The 19621-nt window shown below is 72.5% G+C and carries 15 protein-coding genes; 1 reads left to right on the top strand and 14 read right to left on the bottom strand.

Annotation, left to right across the window (positions count from 1 at the left end; translation table 11 throughout):
* Positions 1–10: 10 nt before the first annotated feature.
* From JOD49_RS02105 to JOD49_RS02170, 14 genes are all read right to left on the bottom strand, one after another.
* Positions 11–1477: a glutamate synthase subunit beta gene (locus JOD49_RS02105; protein ID WP_205305776.1), complete on the bottom strand. Its 1467-nt coding sequence runs from the start codon at positions 1475–1477 to the stop codon at positions 11–13.
* The gene (gene gltB, locus JOD49_RS02110; protein WP_205305777.1) at positions 1470–6029 is read right to left on the bottom strand and encodes a glutamate synthase large subunit; all 4560 of its coding nucleotides are present in this window, start codon (positions 6027–6029) and stop codon (positions 1470–1472) included. The genes JOD49_RS02105 and gltB overlap by 8 nt, the downstream gene beginning before the upstream one ends.
* Positions 6030–6170: 141 nt before the next feature.
* Positions 6171–7091: a prolipoprotein diacylglyceryl transferase gene (gene lgt, locus JOD49_RS02115; protein ID WP_205305778.1), complete on the bottom strand. Its 921-nt coding sequence runs from the start codon at positions 7089–7091 to the stop codon at positions 6171–6173.
* Positions 7088–7930, bottom strand: a complete 843-nt coding sequence (trpA, locus tag JOD49_RS02120; protein ID WP_205305779.1) for a tryptophan synthase subunit alpha — start codon at positions 7928–7930, stop codon at positions 7088–7090. Before trpA ends, lgt begins: the two co-directional genes overlap by 4 nt.
* Before the next feature lie 17 nt (positions 7931–7947).
* Positions 7948–9204, bottom strand: coding sequence for a tryptophan synthase subunit beta (trpB, locus tag JOD49_RS02125; protein WP_205305780.1), 1257 nt, complete (start codon positions 9202–9204; stop codon positions 7948–7950).
* Positions 9205–9251: 47 nt separating this feature from the next.
* Entirely contained in the window at positions 9252–10064 is an 813-nt protein-coding gene (trpC, locus tag JOD49_RS02130; RefSeq protein WP_205305781.1) for an indole-3-glycerol phosphate synthase TrpC, read from the bottom strand.
* A gap of 195 nt (positions 10065–10259) precedes the next feature.
* Positions 10260–10721, bottom strand: a complete 462-nt coding sequence (locus JOD49_RS02135) for a DUF2752 domain-containing protein (protein WP_205305782.1) — start codon at positions 10719–10721, stop codon at positions 10260–10262.
* A gap of 32 nt (positions 10722–10753) precedes the next feature.
* Complete coding sequence (locus tag JOD49_RS20455) at positions 10754–11320, bottom strand: DUF4190 domain-containing protein (RefSeq protein WP_205305783.1); 567 nt, start codon at positions 11318–11320, stop codon at positions 10754–10756.
* 133 nt (positions 11321–11453) lie between these two features.
* A complete protein-coding gene (locus JOD49_RS02145) occupies positions 11454–11729 on the bottom strand; it encodes an HGxxPAAW family protein (RefSeq protein ID WP_205305784.1) in 276 nt (91 codons plus the stop codon).
* Between the two features lie 79 nt (positions 11730–11808).
* Entirely contained in the window at positions 11809–12579 is a 771-nt protein-coding gene (locus JOD49_RS02150) for a Trp biosynthesis-associated membrane protein (protein ID WP_205305785.1), read from the bottom strand.
* Positions 12576–14144 carry an anthranilate synthase component I gene (locus JOD49_RS02155; protein WP_205308736.1) on the bottom strand — a complete coding sequence of 523 codons (1569 nt, stop codon included), beginning with the start codon at positions 14142–14144 and terminating at the stop codon, positions 12576–12578. The genes JOD49_RS02150 and JOD49_RS02155 overlap by 4 nt, the downstream gene beginning before the upstream one ends.
* A 14-nt stretch (positions 14145–14158) precedes the next feature.
* Positions 14159–14542 carry a phosphoribosyl-AMP cyclohydrolase gene (hisI, locus tag JOD49_RS02160; RefSeq protein WP_205308737.1) on the bottom strand — a complete coding sequence of 128 codons (384 nt, stop codon included), beginning with the start codon at positions 14540–14542 and terminating at the stop codon, positions 14159–14161.
* Between the two features lie 185 nt (positions 14543–14727).
* A complete protein-coding gene (locus JOD49_RS02165; RefSeq protein WP_205308738.1) occupies positions 14728–16482 on the bottom strand; it encodes an ABC transporter ATP-binding protein in 1755 nt (584 codons plus the stop codon).
* Between the two features lie 146 nt (positions 16483–16628).
* Positions 16629–18554 (bottom strand): ABC transporter ATP-binding protein, encoded by a 1926-nt coding sequence (locus JOD49_RS02170; protein WP_205308739.1) that lies wholly within the window; start codon positions 18552–18554, stop codon positions 16629–16631.
* Between the two features lie 293 nt (positions 18555–18847).
* On the opposite strand from JOD49_RS02170, the gene JOD49_RS02175 reads away from it, so the two are divergent.
* Positions 18848–19612 (top strand): TIGR03085 family metal-binding protein, encoded by a 765-nt coding sequence (locus JOD49_RS02175; protein WP_205305786.1) that lies wholly within the window; start codon positions 18848–18850, stop codon positions 19610–19612.
* Positions 19613–19621: the final 9 nt, after the last annotated feature.

The following is a 19621-nucleotide window of genomic DNA, read 5'->3' on the forward strand; positions in this document are numbered from 1 at the left end:
CACTCCCCTGTCATGCTCTCAGCGACACGGTCGACGCGCGCACCGGAGCGGGCAGCTCGCTGCTGCCCTGCAGGTACGCGTCGACCGACGCCGCTGCGGCACGCCCCTCGGCGATCGCCCACACGATGAGCGACTGACCCCGGCCGGCGTCGCCCGCGACGAAGACGCCGGGCACCGTGGCCGCGAAGTCGTCGCCGCGCGCCACGAGCCCGCGCGTCGTCAGCTCGATGTCGGACTGGTCCGCGAGCGTCGCCGTCTCCGGCCCCGTGAAGCCCATGGCCACGAGGACGAGATCGGCAGGGATCTCCTTCTCGGTGCCGGCCTTCGGGACGCGTCGCCCGTCCGGGAGGTACTCGGTCTCGGCGACGACGAGTGCCCGCACCCGACCGTCCTCGTCCGCGAGGAACTCGACGGTCGACGCCAGGTAGGCACGGTCACCGCCCTCCTCGTGCGAGGACGAGACCTCGAAGAGGATCGGGTCGGTCGGCCAGGGCTGGCTCGCTGCCCGCTCGCGCGGCGGCTGCTTGCCGATCGCGAGCGTCGTGACGCTCGCGGCCCCTTGACGGAGCGAGGTGCCCAGGCAGTCCGAACCGGTGTCGCCGCCACCGATGATGATGACGTCCTTGCCCGTCGCGAGGATCTGGTCCTCGACCGTCCCGCCCGCGACCACCGTGTTGGCCTGGTGCAGGAACTCCATCGCGAAGTGCACGCCGTCGAGGTCGCTGCCCGGCACCTGGAGCGCACGCGGGATCGTCGCCCCCGTCGCGAGCACGACGGCGTCGAACCGGCGCCGCAGCTCGTCCCAGGTGATGTCCACGCCGATCTCCACGCCCGCGCGGAAGCGCGTGCCCTCGGCCTCCATCTGCGCGAGCCGGCGATCGATGTGCACCTTCTCGAGCTTGAAGTCCGGGATGCCGAACCGCAGCAGACCGCCGATCGCGGCGTCGCGCTCGTAGACGACGACCGTGTGTCCGGCCCGCGTGAGCTGCTGTGCCGCGGCGAGTCCCGCCGGACCCGAACCGACGACCGCGACGGTCGAACCCGTGAGCCGCTGCGGCACGTGCGGCGTGACCAGACCCCGCGCGAAGGCCTCGTCGATGATCGAGACCTCGACGTTCTTGATCGTCACGGCCGGCTGGTTGATGCCGAGCACACAGCTCGACTCGCACGGGGCCGGGCACACTCGACCCGTGAACTCCGGGAAGTTGTTCGTCTCGTGCAGCCGCTCGCTGGCCTCTGCCCACTGGTCGCGCCACACCAGGTCGTTCCACTCGGGGATGAGGTTCCCGAGCGGGCAGCCCTGATGGCAGAACGGGATGCCGCAGTCCATGCAGCGCCCCGCCTGCTCCTTGAGGAACGGCTGTCCCTCGACACGGTGCTCGTGGACGTCGCGCCAGTCACGCAGACGGACCTCGACCGGGCGGTTGGGCGGGAGCTCACGCTCCCGCACCTTCAGGAATCCGCGGGGATCAGCCACGGGCCACCTCCAAGATCTGGTCCCACACGCCGGGGGCGGCAGGATCGAGACCGTCGAGCTCGGCCTGCGCGAGCGCCTTGCGCACGCGAGCGAACTCGGCCGGCAGGATGCGCGTGAAGCGAGCGCGGGCCGCGTCGAAGTCCTCGAGCAGCTCGGCCGCGACGGTCGAGCCCGTCTCCTCGAGATGCGTACGGACCAGGCCCTCGACGAGCGCGGCGTCCGCGTCGTCGAGCGGGTCGAGCAGCAGCTCGCCCGAGGCGACCCCGGTCGTGTTCATCGCCCGGGGACGCAGGTCGAGCACGTAGGCCGTGCCACCCGACATCCCCGCGCCGAGGTTGCGGCCCGTCGGTCCGAGGATCACGACGGACCCGCCGGTCATGTACTCCAGACCGTGGTCGCCCACGCCCTCCACGACCAGCGTGGCGCCCGAGTTGCGGACCGCGAAGCGCTCGCCCACCAGGCCGCGCAGGAAGATCTGCCCCGACGTGGCGCCGTAGCCGATGACGTTGCCCGCCACGACGTTGCTCGACCCCGTGAGGACCGCGGCACGGTCCGGCCGGACGATGATGCGTCCGCCCGACAGGCCCTTGCCGACGTAGTCGTTCGCGTCGCCGAACAGGCGCAGCGTGATGCCTCGCGGCAGGAACGCGCCCATCGACTGACCGGCCGACCCCGTGAGGGAGACGTCGATCGTGTCGTCGGCCAGTCCCTCGCCGCGGTACCGCTTGGTCACCTCGTGCCCGAGCATGGTGCCCACGGTGCGGTTGACGTTGCGGATCGGCAGGGCGATGCGCACGGGCTCGCGGTTCTCGAGCGCGTCGGTCGCCAGTGCGATGAGCTGGTTGTCGAGCGCACGCTCGAGACCGTGGTCCTGCGTCGTCGTGTTGCGCAGCGACGATCCCTCGACCGGCTGCGGCTTCTCGAGAACCGGCCCGAGGTCGAGCCCCTGAGCCTTCCAGTGGTCGATCGCCTTGCGCGTGTCGAGGGCCTCGACGTGACCGACGGCCTCCTCGATCGAACGGAACCCGAGGCGGGCCAGGTGCTCACGCACCTCCTCGGCGATGAACTCGAAGAAGTTCACGACGAACTCGGGCTTGCCCGTGAACCGGGCACGCAGCTCCGGGTTCTGCGTCGCGACACCGACCGGACAGGTGTCCAGGTGGCACACGCGCATCATGACGCAGCCCGAGACCACCATGGGGGCCGTCGCGAAACCGAACTCCTCGGCGCCGAGCAGCGCGCCGATCACGACGTCACGACCGGTCTTCATCTGACCGTCGACCTGGACGACGATGCGGTCGCGCAGGTTGTTCAGCACGAGCGTCTGCTGGGTCTCGGCCAGGCCGAGCTCCCACGGGGTGCCCGCGTGCTTGAGCGAGGTCAGCGGGCTCGCGCCCGTGCCGCCGTCGTGCCCCGAGATGAGGACGACGTCCGCATGCGCCTTGGACACACCGGTCGCCACGGTGCCCACGCCGAACTCGCTCACGAGCTTGACGTGCACGCGAGCCGACGGGTTCGCGTTCTTGGCGTCGTGGATGAGCTGGGCCAGGTCCTCGATCGAGTAGATGTCGTGGTGCGGCGGCGGGGAGATGAGCCCGACGCCCGGCGTCGAGTGACGCGTCTTGGCGACCCACGGGTAGACCTTGTGCCCCGGCAGCTGACCACCCTCGCCGGGCTTGGCGCCCTGGGCGAGCTTGATCTGGATGTCGTCGGCGTTGGTCAGGTACTCCGAGGTGACCCCGAAGCGGCCCGACGCGATCTGCTTGACCTTCGAGCGGCGCTCCGGGTCGTACAGACGCTCCGGGTCCTCACCGCCCTCGCCCGTGTTGGACCGTCCACCGAGCCGGTTCATCGCGATCGCGAGGGTCTCGTGCGTCTCGGCCGAGATGGAGCCGTAGGACATCGCGCCCGTGTTGAAGCGCTTGACGATCTCGCTGACCGGCTCGACCTCGTCGATCGACAGCGCGGGACGCTGCCCCTCCTGGAACTCCAGGAGCCCGCGCAGCGTCATCAGCCGTGTCGACTGGTCGTCGACCCGCTGGGTGTACTGGCGGAAGACGTCGTACCGGCGCTCACGCGTCGAGTGCTGCAGGCGGAAGACCGTCTCCGGGTCGAAGAGGTGCTCCTCGCCGTCGCGACGCCACTGGTACTCGCCGCCCGTGGTGAGACGGACGTGCGCCTGGTGGTTGCCCGAGGCCGGGTACGCCTCGGCGTGCCGCGCGGCGACCTCGGCCGCGAGGACGTCGAGACCGATCCCGCCGAGGCGGCTCGTGGTCCCCGCGAAGTAGTCGGCGACGAGCTCGTGCGAGAGCCCGAGCGCCTCGAAGACCTGTGCACCGCGGTACGACGAGATCGTCGAGATGCCCATCTTGCTCATGACCTTCAGGACGCCCTTGCCGAGCGCCTTGATGAGGTTCTTCACCGCCAGCTCAGGACTGACCGTGACGAAGCCCGACTTGGCGAGATCCTCGACGGTCTCCATCGCGAGGTACGGGTTGACCGCCGCCGCGCCGTAACCGATGAGGAGCGCCACGTGGTGCACCTCGCGGACGTCCCCGGCCTCCACGACGAGCGAGACCTGGGTACGCGTGTGGCGGCGCAGCAGGTGGTGGTGGACCGCGCTCGACAGCAGCAGCGACGGGATCGGCGCGAGCTCCTGGTTCGAGTCGCGGTCGGAGAGCACGATGAAGCTCGCCCCGTCGGCCACGTGCGCGTCGACCTCGGCGAAGATCTCCTCGAGACGTGCCTGCAGGGCCTGGCCACCGCCGCTGACGGGGTAGAGCCCCTTGACCGTGACCGCCCGGAAGATGCCCTCGAGGGCCGGGTCGCGGTCGACGCGGAGGATCTTCGCGAGCTCGTCGTTGTCGAGCACCGGGAACGGCAGGATCAGCTTGCGGGCGTGCAGCGGGCTGTCGTCCAGGAGGTTCGGCTCGGGGCCGATCGCCCCGCCGATCGACGTGACCAGCTCCTCGCGGATCGCGTCGAGGGGCGGGTTGGTCACCTGGGCGAACATCTGCGTGAAGTAGTCGAACAACAGCCGCGGACGGCTGGACAGCACCGCGATGGGCGTGTCCGTCCCCATGGCCCCGAGCGGCTCGGCGCCCGTGCTCGCCATGGGGGTGAGCAGGATCCGGAGCTCCTCCTCGGTGTAGCCGAACGCACGCTGGCGCCGCTGGACCGAGGCGGGGCTGTGCGCGACGTGCTCGCGCTCGGGCATGCGGTCGAGGTAGACCGAGTTCTCGGCGACCCACTGCGCGTACGGACGCTGCGCGGCGAGCTGCCCCTTGATCTCGTCGTCCTCGATGATGCGACCCTGGCCCGTGTCGACCAGGAACATGCGGCCCGGCTCGAGCCGGCCCTTGCGCACGATCGTCGCGGGGTCGAGGTCCAGGACCCCGGCCTCAGAGGCCAGGACGACGAGGCCGTCCTCGGTCACCCAGTACCGGCCCGGGCGCAGCCCGTTGCGGTCCAGCACGGCGCCGATGAGGGTGCCGTCGGTGAAGTTGAGGCACGCGGGGCCGTCCCACGGCTCCATGAGCGTCGAGTGGTACTCGTAGAAGGCCCGACGGTCCGGGTCCATCTCGGTGTGGTTCTCCCACGCCTCCGGCGCCATCATGAGGACGGCGTGCGGCAGGGAGCGGCCCGACAGGTGCAGGAGCTCGAGCACCTCGTCGAAGCTGGCCGAGTCGCTCGAACCCTCCGAGCAGACGGGCAGCAGCGGACCGAGGTCACCGAGCTTGTCGCTCGCGAGCATGCCCTGGCGTGCGGCCATCCAGTTGCGGTTGCCCCGCACCGTGTTGATCTCGCCGTTGTGCGCGATCATGCGGAACGGCTGCGCGAGCGGCCACGACGGGAACGTGTTCGTCGAGAAGCGCGAGTGCACCAGGACCAGCTCGCTCGCGTAGCGCGGGTCGGAGAGGTCCGGGAAGAACGGCTCGAGCTGCGCGACGGTCAGCATGCCCTTGTACGTGAGGGTGCGCGAGGACAGCGACGCGAAGAACAGGCCGAGCTCGTGCTCGGCGCGCTTGCGCAGCCGGTACGTCCGGCGGTCCAGCTCGAGGCCCGACAGCTCACGCGTCAGGTCCGCCACGACGAGCTGGCGGAACGTCGGCATCGAGGCACGCGCGCTCGGCCCGACGAGGTCCGCGGTCACGGGGACGTCGCGCCAGGCGAGGACGACGAGCTTCTCCTCGGCGGCGATGGCCTCGACCTGCCGGACCGCCTCGGCCGCAGCCACGGGGTCCTGCGGCAGGAAGGCCATGCCGATGGCGTAGTGGCCCGCGGGCGGCAGGTCGACGTCGACGACGTCCCGCACGAAGGCGTCGGGGATCTGGGTCAGGATGCCTGCCCCGTCACCGCTGTTCTCCTCGGCGCCGACGGCGCCGCGGTGGTCCAGGTTGAGCAGGGCGGTGAGCCCCGCGTCAACGATGTCGCGTCCGGGTGTGCCGCGGAGCGTCGCCACGAAGGCGACACCGCACGCGTCGTGCTCGGCCACAGGGTCGTACAGGCCCTGTGCCGTAGGCGCAGCAGCCCGGTGCAGCGGCGTGGTCATCAACACCGTCCTCACAGGCGCCCGGCCATGGGCCGGGCTTTGATCCAACTTGGGGGATTGTGGGACTTCATCGGCCCAACGGACATGACTGAACCTGCTGGATGGTTGTCCAGCGGGTTCGCCTATGAAAAGACGGATGCCTCAACGACCTGGGTCGGGTCTGGCAGCATCTGCCTGCTCGGGCTCCGCAGCATCGAGCGATACTGTCTCTTCGCGCCCTGGGTTTCGGCGCCCGACAACGATAAACGCAATCAACGCACCGACTCCGACCAGGATGGAGGTCCAGACGTTCAGTCGGAGACCGAGCACCAGCTCGGCGTCGTCGATGCGCAGCATCTCGATCCACACCCGGCCAAGCGTGTAGAAGAGAACGTACAGCCAGAATACCCGACCGTGACCCAACCTGAAGCGACGGTCGAGGTAGATGAGGAGGAAGGCCGCTGCGACGTTCCACAGCATCTCGTAGAGGAACGTCGGGTGGAACAACGTACCGGCCCCACAGGTGAGGCCGGCGTTGCTGCACACGTAGTCGGCGATGCCCGGGTCGACCTCGAGACCCCACGGGAGCGTGGTCGGGCTGCCGAACAGCTCCTGGTTGAACCAGTTGCCCAGCCGGCCGATCGCCTGGGCGAGCAGGAGACCCGGGGCCAACGCGTCCGCGAAGGCCGGGAAGCTCACCTTCTGCCGGCGGCACCCGATGTAGGCGCCCACGGCACCCAGGGCGATCGCGCCCCAGATCCCGAGGCCGCCGTCCCAGATGCGCAGGGCCTTGATCGGGTCGCCGTCAGGGCCCCAGTAGGCGTCGGGCGACGAGATGACGTGGTAGAGGCGTCCACCGACGATGCCGAACGGCACGGCCCAGAATGCGATCTCGAGGACGTCGTCGGCGTCGCCGCCACGCTCGACCCAGCGCTTGCGCGTGAGCCACACCGCGACCGCGATGCCCGCGAGGATCGCGAGCGCGTACGCGCGCAGCGGGAAGGGGCCGAGGTACCACGTGTGCTCGGAGGGGCTGGGGATCGCGGTGACCAGCGGCCCGACGGCGGAGACCAGGCCGTTCATGCCGTCACCTGCCCGGTGGTCGCGTCGCTCGCGCGAGCCGTACGGACGCCTTCCGCCAGGTCGCGCGTGACCGCGCGCAGGTTCTCGAGGCGATCCTCCCAGGGCTCGTCGCCGAGGAGGGGACGGACGAAGGCCGAGCCGACGATCACGCCGTCGGCGTAGCGGCCGACCTGGGCCGCCTGGACCCTCGTCGAGACGCCCAGGCCCACGCACACGTGCTCGGCGCCGGCGGCGCGGGTCGCGGCGACCAGCTCCTCGGCCCTGCTGCCGACCTCGGCGCGGACTCCCGTCACGCCCATGGTCGAGGCCGCGTAGACGAAGCCGCGCGAGGCGGCGGCCGTCAGCCGCAGACGCTCGGGCGTCGAGCTCGGCGCGACGAGGAAGACCTTGTCGAGACCGTGCGCGTCGGCGGCAGCGATCCACTCGTGGGCCTCGTCGGGGATGAGGTCGGCCGTGATGAGCCCGGCTCCCCCGGCCGCTGCAAGGTCGCGGGCGAAGGCCTCGACGCCGTAGCGCAGCACGGGGTTCCAGTAGGTCATGACCAGGACGGGGACGCCGAGCGACGCGACTGCTTCGACCGCGGTGAACACGTCACGCACGCGCGTGCCGGCCGCGAGCGCGTGCTCGACCGCACGCTGGATGACCGGCCCGTCCATGACCGGGTCCGTGTAGGGCAGGCCGAGCTCGATGATGTCGACCCCGGACTCGACCAGCGCGGTCGCGGCCTGGACGGTCCCCTCGACGCTCGGGTAGCCGACGGGCAGGTAGCCGATGAGCGCGGCGCGCCCCTCCGCCGCCAGCTCGTCGATCCGCGCCGACGTCGCGTGGGGGGCGCGCACGCCCCCGACGGTCCCGCTCACAGGCTGCTCCCTTCGCCGTCGACCACGGTGTCCGCGTCGATCAGGTCGAACCACCGCGCCGCGGTCGCGACGTCCTTGTCCCCGCGGCCCGAGAGGTTCACCAGGATCACGGTGTCCTCCTTGCCCGCGGCCTGCGCCTCGCGGCCGATCCGCAGCGCACCGGCCAGCGCGTGCGCCGACTCGATCGCGGGGATGATGCCCTCGGTGCGGCACAGGAGGCGGAAGGCCTCCATGGCCTCGACGTCGGTCACGGGCTCGTACGTCGCCCGGCCGAGGTCGTGGAGCCACGAGTGGGCCGGCCCGACGCTCGGGTAGTCGAGCCCTGCGGAGATCGAGTGGCTGGGAAGCGTCTGCCCGTCCTCGTCCTGCATGAGGTAGGAGCGTGCGCCGTGCAGCACGCCCGGGGCGCCACCGCTGAACCGGGCCGCGTGCTTGCCGGTCGGGACGCCCTCTCCCCCGGCCTCGAAGCCGTAGAGCGCGACGTCCTCGTCGTCGAGGAACGCGTTGAACAGGCCCAGCGCGTTCGACCCGCCGCCCACGCACGCCGCGAGGGCGTCGGGCAGGCGGCCGATCCGGTCGAGGATCTGTGCGCGCGCCTCCTCACCGATGATGCGGTGGAAGTCGCGGACCATCTCGGGGAACGGGTGCGGCCCCGTGACCGTGCCGAGCAGGTAGTGCGTGGTGTCGACGTTGGCGACCCAGTCGCGCAGCGCCTCGTTGATCGCGTCCTTGAGGGTGCGCGAGCCGATCGTGACCGGGACGACCGTGGCACCGAGCAGGCGCATGCGCGCGACGTTCAGCGCCTGGCGCTCGGTGTCCTCCTCGCCCATGTAGACGACGCACTCGAGGTCCATGAGCGCCGCGGCCGTCGCCGTGGCCACGCCGTGCTGCCCCGCGCCGGTCTCCGCGATGACGCGCTTCTTGCCCATGCGCTTGACGAGCAGCGCCTGGCCGAGCACGTTGTTGATCTTGTGCGAGCCGGTGTGGTTGAGGTCCTCGCGCTTGAGGAAGACGCGCGCGCCCCCGGCGTGCTCCGCGAAGCGCGGCACCTCCGTGAGGGGGTTGGGGCGCCCGGTGTACTCGCGGTGCAGCCGGGCGAGCTCGTCCTGGAACGTCGGGTCGACGACGGCCTTGCGGTACTCGGCCTCGAGCTCGTCGAGAGCGGCGATCAGGGCCTCCGGGACGAAGCGTCCGCCGAAGTCCCCGAAGTAGGGGCCCTGCTGGTCCTGCAGGGAACGTGTTGCGTCGGGCACGCGGCCTGACCTCCTCGGTACGGGATCTGGGGGTGTCGGGGGCTTGCTCAGTGTCGGACGGACCACAGGGACGGGTGCGAACCCGCCGCGACGAGGTCGGCGACCGACGCGCGCGGCGCGGCGTCCGTGACGAGGGCCTCTCCCACGAGGACGGCGTGCGCGCCGGAGCGCGCGTAGTCCATGACGTCGTGCGGGCCGCGGACGCCGGACTCCGCGATGCGGACGTACTCGTCGGGGATGGCCGGGGCCAGCCGCGCGAACGTCGTGCGGTCGACCTCGAGGGTCTTGAGGTCGCGAGCGTTGACGCCGATGACGCGGGCGCCGGCGTCGATCGCCCGGCTGACCTCGTCGAGCGTGTGCACCTCGACGAGCGCCGTCATGCCGAGCGAGTGGACGCGCTCGACGAGCGAGGTCAGGACGGTCTGCTCGAGCGCCGCGACGATGAGCAGGACGAGGTCCGCGCCGTGGGCGCGGGCCTCCCACACCTGGTACGGCGTGACGACGAAGTCCTTGCGCAGGACCGGGATGTCGACCTTGCCCCGCACGGCGTCGAGGTCGGCCAGGCTCCCGTTGAAGCGCCGCTGCTCGGTCAGGACCGAGATGACGGCTGCTCCGCCCTTCTCGTACTCCGAGGCGAGCGACGCAGGGTCCGCGATGGCCGCGAGGTTCCCCTTGCTGGGGCTCGAGCGCTTGACCTCGGCGATCACGGCGACGGCGTCCTCGGCCTTGAGCCTGCTGATGCAGTCGAGTGCGCCGTGGACGCGCGAGGCGCGTTCCTTCAGCTCGTCCAGGGTGGTCTTCGCCTGGCGCTCCGCAAGGTCCTCGCGGACTCCCGCGACGATGTCCTCCAGAACCGTCATGTGCTGTCTCCCCGTGCTCGTCGTCGACTCCGTGCCACCAGAGGTTCGCTTCCGTCCACCGGGACCGTGACGGGTCACCCGCAGCATCTCTCCGCGAACCATTGACAGGGAGATACCTGCCATCGTAGAGCCGCCCGAGAGTGACCAGGGACACGTGTCACCCCGCGAGACGTGCTCCGGGCCCTCGCCACGACCTCAGGCGGGCCCCAGGAACGGCACGAGCCCGGGGACGTTCCGGGCGATGCCGAAGCCGACCAGGACCACGAGCCCGACGACCCCGGTCCACGGTGGGACAGCCCTCGCCGTCGTGCCGCGCCAGGCCCGCCGGACCCACAGCGCCCACGCGACGACGAGGAACGGCACCACCAGGACCCAGAGCGGGTTCATGGCCCACGCCCCCGCGAGGTCGCCCGTCGCGAGGTCGTGCGTCGCACGCAGGCCGCCGCACGCCGGGCAGGCCCACCCCGTGAAGGCGAGCAGCGGACACAGCGGGTAACCGCCCTCGTGCGGGTCGACGAGCGCGAGCACGAGCGTCGCGCCCGCCACTCCGGCGCCGATGGCGAGCGGCGTGCGCAGGGCGCGCCGACGCGGTGCGGCGGTCGCGACGTCCTGCGTCGACGACGTCTGCGTCCGTGGCGCTGCCGGTCGTCCGGTCATCGGTCCACCTCCCGCCGGCCCCTGATCCGGCCTCAGTAGTAGTTCGAGCGGAAGTCGTCCGACGCGAACCCGATGATCGCCACGACCACGAAGAAGATGATCGCGAGCAGCATGAGCGCCGACGCGACCCACCCGAGGATGACACCGGCCTGCGCGAGCCCGCCGTTGTTCGCCTCGCCCGCCTCGACGGCACGCTTGGCCTTGGTCCCGAGGATGATGGCCGGGATGCCTGTGAAGAACCCGCAGGACAGCACGAACGACGCGATGCCCAGCACGAGGGCCCAGACGCCCAGGTCGTTGCGGGGGAAGTAGCCGTAGCCGCCCGGAGCGGGATACGGGGAGGCTCCGTACGGTGCCTGCGCCGGCGCACCGTAGGGCGGCTGCGCGGGCGGCGGGTACGGCGCGTATCCGCCCTGCTCCGCACCGTAGGGGGCCGGACCCGGAGCGGGCTGTCCCGGCGGCGCCGGGTACGGCGTGCCGGACGGCGCCTGCTGCCCGGGGTAGGCCGGGCCCGGGGGCATCGGCTGTGCGGGCTCGCCCTCGGGCTGCTCGCCCTCGGGGCGGTAGGGGTCGTTCGGCGGGACGGGTGGGTAGCTCATGGTGCGACCTGCTCTCTGGGAGACGACCGAGGGCCCGGTGAGGCGGGACCTGCTGCCGGTGAGACGACACGCGCCACGCACCGGAGGGGTGCGCGGCGCGTGGAGGCACGTCCGGGCTCGCGCCCGGGAGGGGTCAGTGCTGCGTCGTCGTCCGGGGCGTGACCCCGGGCTTCGGCTGGCCGTACCCCATGTTGCGCAGCACGCCACCGCCGACGAGGGCGAGGGCCACGACACCCATGCCGACCCAGAAGAGCCACACCAGCGCCATCGCGACGGCGACACCCGCGACGGTCGCGCCCACGATGATGCCGATCATGGTGAACCAGGCCGCGACGGTGTGCCCGTGGTTCGTGGGAGGCGCCGACGGGGGCAGGTAGGAGATCTCGGTGGTCTGCGGCTTCTCGGCCATGGGGGTGTGCCTTTCGTCAAGATGTGCGTCCAGCCTATCGGACGCAGGTCGGTCTGTTCCTGCTGGCAGGACGTGATGTTCAGCGGTCGGTGGGGTCCTCGCCGCGGGTCAACGAGTCCCACGTCTCCTGCTCGTCCGGCCCCTCGTCGCCGGGGTCGACCCCGGCGTCCGTCCCGGCGACGGTGGCCGTCGACGTCCCGGTGGCCGGGCTCGTCGCCTCGGCCGGGACCTTCGCCGACCCGCCGTGCGGGGCCGCGGACGGCGCAGCCTCGGGTCGGACGATCTCGTGGCGGGTGGAGACCCGTACCCAGGACGGGGAGGACACGGCTGCCCAGAGGGCGACCAGGACCACGAGCACGCCCACGGCGCAGGCGACGTAGGACCAGGGGGTGAGGACGATGTCGCTCGTCATGTCGGTCACGCCGGTCGCCTCGGCGACCGCGGTCCGGGCGGCCTGCGTGGGGTCGCGCAGGACCGCGGCCGCCGAGGCGGCGACGACGACGCCGCTCGCTGCGGTCACCAGGAGCACGAGCCACCGACCGATCCTCCCCACCAGGCCGAGGGCCAGCGCGCTCGCCACCACGACCAGCGCCCCGGCGCCGACGCCCGGTGCGGCGGTGGTGCCGGCGACCTGGACCAGGACGTCGGGGTCGAGCGGCGTGGCGCCCGAGGTGCGCAGCCAGGTGGGGGCCGCGGCCGCGAGGGCGCCGCCCCCGAGGAGGAGCAGCAGCAGGATCGAGCTGCGGCGCGCCAGACGCCACGACCGTGGCGACCGGGCAGCCTCAGGAGCAGCCCCTGCGTGCCCTGCCCCGGAGCCGGCAGCGCCGGACGGACCGGTGGCCCCGGTCACGACAGGCTCCGCAGGCGGGCGGCGAGCTGGACGGCGCGCACTGCGGCGGCCGCCTTGTTGCGCGACTCCTCGTACTCGAGGGCCGGTACCGAGTCCGCCACGATCCCGCCTCCCGCCTGCACGCTCGCCCGCCCGTCCCGGATGAGGGCCGTACGGATCGCGATGGCCATGTCCATGTTCCCGTCGAAGTCGAAGTACCCGACGGTGCCGCCGTAGATCCCGCGCGACGCAGGCTCGAGCTCGTCGATCAGGGCGATCGCGCGGGGCTTGGGCGCGCCCGACAGCGTGCCCGCGGGGAACGTCGCGCGGAGCACGTCGAGCGCCCGAGCACCCTCGCGGAGCGTCCCGACGACGGTCGAGCACAGGTGCATGATGTGGCTGAACCGCTTGGTGGCCATGAACTCGACGACCTCGACCGAGGCGGGCTCGCACACCTTCACGAGGTCGTTGCGCGAGAGGTCGACGAGCATGATGTGCTCGGCCCGCTCCTTGGGGTCGGCCAGCAGCTCCTCGCCCAGCGCGACGTCCTGCTCGGGCGTCGCGCCGCGCGGGCGCGACCCGGCGATCGGGAACGTGACGACGTGCCCGTCGTCGACCTTGACGAGCGTCTCGGGGCTCGACCCGACCACCGCGAAGTCCGCGCCGTCCGCGTCGGTGAGCTGGAAGTAGTACATGTACGGGCTCGGGTTGATGGTCCGCAGGGCCCGGTACACGTCGAGCGGCGGGGCCGGGCAGTCGAGGTCGAGCCGCTGGGAGATGACGATCTGGAAGACCTCGCCGTCGCGGATCGCCTCCTTGCCGGCGAGCACCGCGTCCTCGAACTCCTCGCGCGTCGAGCGGAACTCGAGCTCGGGCTCGGGGACGTCCGCCACGACCGCGGTCGACGACCCTCGGCCCGTCCCGGCCACGAGCTCGCCCTGCATCCGGTCGAGGCGCGCCACGGCGTCGGCGTAGGCCTCGTCGACGCGCTCGTCGGTGTCGTCGAAGTTGATCGCGTTGGCCACGAGCCACACGCTGCCCTCGCGGTGGTCGACGACCGCGAGGTCGGTCGCGAGGCACAGCGTGACCTCGGGGACCCCGAGCTCGTCGGGTGCGTCCGCGGGCAGCGTGGGCTCCCAGTGACGCACGACGTCCCACCCGAGAGCGCCGGCGAGCCCGCCCGTGAGGGGCGGCAGGCCGTCGATCGCCGGGGTGCTCAGCGCGTCCAGCGTCCGTTCGAGGACGTCCACGACGTCCCCCGAGGTGGGGACCCCCGCGGGGACGTCTCCGGTCCACACGGCCTGGCCGTCGCGCGCGGTGAGCGTCGCCCGCGAGGAGACGCCGACGAACGAGTAGCGGGCCCACGAGCCGTCGACCTCGGCGGACTCCAGGACGAACGTGCCCGGTCGCCCCTGGGCGAGGGTGCGGTACAGGCCGACGGGCGTGACGTCGTCGGCGAGGAGGCGGCGGACGACCGGGATCACGCGGCGCGAGGTCGCGAGCGCGCGGAAGCCCTCGACCGCGGGCCAGGTCTCGCCCCACGGGAGGCCCGCGGCGGGCACGACGGGGACGGGCGGGCTGGTCACGGGGGTCGAGCCGGTCACTGCGTCTTCTCCTCGGTGGTCTCGGTCTCGGGGCGGTGCCCGACGACGGCGCCCAGGTCGCCACCCGTCTCGAAGCACGTGCGGGCACCGGTGTGGCAGGCCGCACCCACCTGGTCGACGCGCACGAGCAGCGCGTCGCCGTCGCAGTCGATCGCGACGGACCTGACCCACTGCGCGTGGCCCGACGTGTCGCCCTTGCGCCAGTACTCCTGCCGCGAGCGTGACCAGAAGGTCACGCGGCCCGACGTCAGGGTGCGCCGCAGCGCCTCGTCGTCCATCCAGCCGAGCATGAGCACCTCGCCCGTGTCGTGCTGCTGGACGATCGCGGCGACGAGACCGTCGGCGTCGCGCTTGAGCCGCGCGGCGAGGGTCGCGGGCAGCTCGGCCGGAGGAGCGGTCGCGTCGGCGACGGCCGCCCCGTCGGAGATCTTGTCCGCACGGACGGGCTGGTCGGCGGTCGGGGAGGTGTTCTGGGCCACCCGAGAATCCTGCCAGATCCCCGGGGTTCCCTCGTCCGTCGTCCGCGCCTCGGCCCGTCCGGGCTCGACGACCTCCCCGCCGTCGCTCATCGCGTCTGCGCGACCCAGGACGCGTGCATCGAGGCGTAGACGCCGCCCGCGGCCGCGAGCTCGGCGTGCGGGCCGACCTCGACCACGTGCCCCGCGTCGACCACGACCACGAGGTCGGCGGCCTCGGCCGTGGAGAGCCGGTGCGCGATCGTGATGGTGCTGCGGCCCGCGGTGAGCGAGTCGAGGGCGCGCGCGATGCGTACCTCGGTCGCGGGGTCCACGGCCGAGGTCGCCTCGTCGAGCACCAGGAGGTCGGCCTCGGCCAGGTAGGCGCGCGTGATCGCGACGAGCTGCCGCTCCCCTGCGGACATGGCCTCACCGCGCTGCCCGACGGCGGAGCCCAGCCCGTGCGGCAGGTCCGCGACCCAGTCGGTCAGGCCGAGCTCGGCGACCGCCGCGTCGATGCGCCCGGCATGCCGGGCGGCGGCCTGGGCGGAGGTCTCCTCCGCGGTGCCCGACGCGTCCCGCACGCCGTACGCGATGTTCTCGGCGAGCGTGCCGTCGAACAGGAAGCCCTCCTGCGGCACGAGGACCACGCGCTCGCGCAGGCTCTCGGCCGACAGGTCCCGCAGGTCCACGCCGTCGAGGCGGACCGCGCCCGACGTCGGGTCCATGAGCCGGGTGACGAGCTTGGCGATCGTCGTCTTGCCCGAGCCCGTGGCGCCGACGACCGCGACCGAGGTCCGCGCCGGGAAGTCCAGGTCCACGCCGTGCAGGACCTCGGGGCCGTCCGGGTACGCGAAGCGCACGTCCTCCAGGGTCACGTGGGCGGGGCCGCGCGGCGAGCGCACGCCCTCCTCGCCCTTGTCGACGACCTGGATCGGGGTCTCGACGACCGCGAGGACCCGGCGCCAGCCCGCGACGGCGTTCTGGAGCTCGTTGAGGATCTCGGTCGCCATCTGCACAGGCCCCGTGAAGAGCTGCACGAGGAAGAGGAACGCGAGCAGCTTGCCGGCCGTGATCGACCCGTCGATGCCCAGGAGCGTGCCGACGACCACGACGACCGCCAGGACCAGGTTGGCCACGAGGACACCGCTCGAGAAGACCGTCGAGACGAGCTTCTGCGCCCGGACCATGCCGGTGCGCGTGCTCTCGACGGCCGCGTCGATCCGGCGACCCGTGCGCTCCCCCACGCCGTACGCGCGGATCGTCTCGGCGCCCACGACCGACTCCGAGATGGCGCCGAGCATCGCGCCGACCCGCTCGCGCAGCGCGGTGTACGCGCCGTTCACGTGCTTCTGGGCGGGGCGCAGGATCAGGAAGAGCGGCACGAAGCACGCCCACACGAGCAGCGTGAGCTGCCACGAGTAGAACGCCATGAGGATCGTCGCGGCACCGATCTGCAGGACCGAGACGAGCAGCATGATGCCACCCCACTGGACGAACAGCGAGATGGTGTCGACGTCGCTCGTGACGCGCGAGACCAGGGCGCCGCGACGCTCGGTGCTCTGCGTGAGGACCGACAGGTCGTGCACGTGCCGGAACGCGCGCACCCGGAGGCTCGCGAGCCCGGCCTCGGTCGAGCGGAACAGGCGCACGTTGACGAGCGCCGAGCACAGACCCGCGACGACCAGGACGAGGGCCGCGGCCCCCACGAGCAGCGTCACGCGGCTCATGTCGGGACCTCCGGGCGCCATGATGCCGCTGTCGACGGTCTGCTGGACCGCGATCGGTACGACGATGCGCCCCAGGGCGGCCGCGACGGCCAGCAGCAGGGTGATCCACACGCCCTGGAGGATCTCCGGGGACATCTGGACACCCTTGCGCAGCGTCGCGAACACGCCCAGGGCGCTCGCCGAGGCGATCCGTGCGCCGGTCGCGTCCTCGACGACGACCTCGGGCTTCGGGGTGCGCCCCCGGCGGCGGCGCTCGCGGGGTGGGGTGGTGGTCGTGGTGCTCACTCGGTCACCGTCCCTTCCTCGGCATGACGCACGATCTCGTCGGTCTCCTCCTGCTCGCAGCGCTCGATCTCCGCGCGCTGCTCGTCCCCCCGGTCGTGCTCCTCGTGCGCGTCCGGCGAGTCGCCGTCGAGCTCGTCGGCCTCCGCGCGGCGTTCGGCCTCGCGCTGGTAGGCCATCGCGAGGTCGCGGTAGCCCGCGTCGCGCGCGAGCAGCTCCTCGTGCGTCCCCACGTCGACCACCCGCCCGGACTCGACGTGGACCACCTGGTCCGCGAGCGCGACGCTCGACATGCGGTAGGCGACCATGACGACCGTGGGGTGCTCCGCCGTCGGGCCAGGGTTTGCGGCGGGTACGGGGCCGTCGCCGCGCAGCCCCGCCAGGATCTGCTGCTCCACCCGCGGGTCCACGGCCGACGTCGCGTCGTCGAGGACCAGCAGGCGCGGGGCGCGCACCAGGGCGCGCGCGATCGCGAGCCGCTGCCGCTGGCCGCCCGACAGGTTCGAGCCGCGCTCGCCCAGGGGCGAGTCCAGGCCGCCGGGAAGCCGCGAGACGACGTCGTCGACCTTGGCCAGGCGCAGCGCGTCCCAGACCTGCTCGTCGCTCGGGCCGACGCCGGCGTCCGCGAGCGTCACGTTCGAGCGGACCGTGTCCTCGAAGATGAACGTGGACTGAGCCACGAGCGCGACCTGCGTCGTGAGGTCGGCCGCGAGCGCGTCGCGCACGTCGACGCCGTCGATCAGGACGCGGCCCCGCGTGGGGTCCGAGAGCCGCGCGAGCAGGGACACCAGCGTGGTCTTGCCCGCCCCGGTGGGTCCGACGACGGCGATCGTGCGGCCGGGGGCCAGGTCGAGCTCGATGCCGTCGAGCAGGGTCACGTCGCGACCGCCCGCACGGACGTCGACGCCCACGTCCTCGAAGCGCACGTGCGCGCCCCGCGTCGCGACCGGCAGCCGCTGCTCGCCCGCGACCGGGATGCCCGGGGCGTCGAGCACGCTCGCGATGCGCTCGTACCCCACGAGCGCACGCGGCAGCTCTCCCAGGACCCAGCCGAACGCCCGCACCGGGACGGCCATGATCGTCAGCAGGTACGCCGCGGTCACGATCTCACCCGTGTCGACGGCACCGGCCGAGACCCGCGCGGCCCCCACCCCGAGGACCAGGAGCGTGCCCAGCGAGGGCAGGAGCTCGATGACCGGGTCGAAGAACGCGCGGACCACGCCCACGCGGACGTTGGCCGCGCGCAGCTCGTCGGTGCGCGCCGCGAAGCGCCGCTCCTCACGTGCCTCGGTGCCCAGCGACTTGACCAGCAGCGCGGCCTCGAAGCTCTCGTGCGCGACGTCCGAGACCTCGGCGCGCAGCTGCTGGGCGTGCGTGATCGCGGGCGACATGTACTTCTGGAAGACGACGTTCACCGCGACCGCGAGCGGGATGACGATCAGCGCGGCGCACGCGAGCCACACGTCGATGCGGAACAGCATGACCGCGGACACGCCGATCATCACGACCACGCCCAGGGCGAAGGGCAACGGGTTGAAGACGCCCGTCGCGGCCTCGACGTCCGAGTTCGCGTTCGACAGGAGCTGACCTGCCGGGTGGGACCGGTGCCACGACATGGGCAGGCGCAGGTACTGGTGCGTGACGGCCGTGCGGTGGCGGGCCTGGATGTTCGCGTAGCCGTAGCCCGCGAAGATCCGTCGCGCGGCGACCGTCAGTGCCAACGTCACGGCGATCCCCACGAGCACGAGCCCTGCGACCCACAGGTCCTCCCGGGCGCCCGCGTCACCCGCGAGCGCCGGGACCACGACCTCGTCGGTGACCCGTCCGACCGCGAGGCTGATGCCCACGGTCGTCGCGCCGAACATCGCCGAGGCTCCGATCGCCAGGACGTAGACGCGCCACTCGGAGCGCATGCCGCGCCCCATGAGCTGGAGCGAGCGTCGCGTGCGCGACCCGGTCAGGGCGTGGCGCCGCGTGCTCGCCGCCGACGACGAGGGCGCTGGTGGTGCCGTCCGCCCGGCAGATCCTGCGGGTGCGTCGGGGTACGGGTGGGTGGGCTCCGACCGGCCGGGCGCAGCGTCGGTGCGCGCGTCCTGGGGCCGGGGCGTGGTGTTCGTGGGGGTGCTCCGTCGCGCGGACACGGACGATCCTCGTCTTTCCTGGGGGTTGTCACGATCTTCTCACACGGGACATGGCGTGCTCGTGCGAGCATGGCCGGATGCAGCCCACCGCCTGGCACGCCCACGAGCGCGCCGCCCTCGTCCACGCCCTCACGCAGGCCGGTCCCGACGCCCCGACCCTCTGCGAGGGGTGGCGCTCGCGCCACCTCGCGGCGCACGTCATCCTGCGCGAGCACCAGCCCTGGACGCAGGCCGGCGCCAACGGCGGGCCCCTGCACGGCTGGTCCGAGGGTCACCTCCAGCAGCTCGCTGCGACCGCGCTCGAGCCCGGCGGCTATGCCGCGCTCCTGGCCCGCGTCGAACAGCCGCCCGCCGCCTGGAGCCCGTGGTCCTGGGCCGGAGACCTCGTCAACCTCGCCGAGTACTTCGTGCACACCGAGGACGTGCGGCGGGGCACGTGGGCGGCGGGGCCCGTCGCAACCGGGGGCGTCGACGGTGCCGACAGTGCCGAAGGTGCCGAAGGTGCCGACGCCTCGCAGGTCGCCGACGCACGCGCGCGCGACCTGCCGCCCGGCCTGCGCGACGCGCTCTGGGCCCAGCTGCGCCGCGCCGCGCCGCTGTTCTTCCGCCGGTCCCCCGTGGGGGTCGTGCTCGTCGTCCCCGGCGGGCAGCGCCTGGCGGTCAAGGCACCCCCGTCACGTCCGGCCGAGGACGGACGCCTTCGGGGCACGGTCGTCGTCACGGGCGGGGTGGGTGAGCTCGTGCTCCTCGCGTTCGGTCGGGGGCGGCACGCCGGGGTCACGATCCAGGGCGAGGCCGCGGACCGCGAGGCGCTCGACGCGGTGGTGCCCGGCCCACGCTGAGGCGCGCGC

Source organism: Oerskovia jenensis, from assembly GCF_016907235.1.
Classification (GTDB): Bacteria; Actinomycetota; Actinomycetes; order Actinomycetales; family Cellulomonadaceae; genus Oerskovia; species Oerskovia jenensis.

Bases quoted from the DNA above. Each gene is read 5' to 3' on its own strand.
- JOD49_RS02175 (WP_205305786.1), top strand. From the start codon at position 18,848: ATGCAGCCCACCGCCTGGCACGCCCACGAGCGCGCCGCCCTCGTCCAC.
- lgt (WP_205305778.1), bottom strand. From the start codon at position 7,091: ATGAACGGCCTGGTCTCCGCCGTCGGGCCGCTGGTCACCGCGATCCCC.
- JOD49_RS20455 (WP_205305783.1), bottom strand. From the start codon at position 11,320: ATGAGCTACCCACCCGTCCCGCCGAACGACCCCTACCGCCCCGAGGGC.
- JOD49_RS02165 (WP_205308738.1), bottom strand. From the start codon at position 16,482: ATGTCCCCGGAGATCCTCCAGGGCGTGTGGATCACCCTGCTGCTGGCC.
- gltB (WP_205305777.1), bottom strand. From the start codon at position 6,029: ATGACCACGCCGCTGCACCGGGCTGCTGCGCCTACGGCACAGGGCCTG.
- JOD49_RS02170 (WP_205308739.1), bottom strand. From the start codon at position 18,554: ATGGGGCGCGGCATGCGCTCCGAGTGGCGCGTCTACGTCCTGGCGATC.
- trpC (WP_205305781.1), bottom strand. From the start codon at position 10,064: ATGACGGTTCTGGAGGACATCGTCGCGGGAGTCCGCGAGGACCTTGCG.
- JOD49_RS02145 (WP_205305784.1), bottom strand. From the start codon at position 11,729: ATGGCCGAGAAGCCGCAGACCACCGAGATCTCCTACCTGCCCCCGTCG.
- JOD49_RS02135 (WP_205305782.1), bottom strand. From the start codon at position 10,721: ATGACCGGACGACCGGCAGCGCCACGGACGCAGACGTCGTCGACGCAG.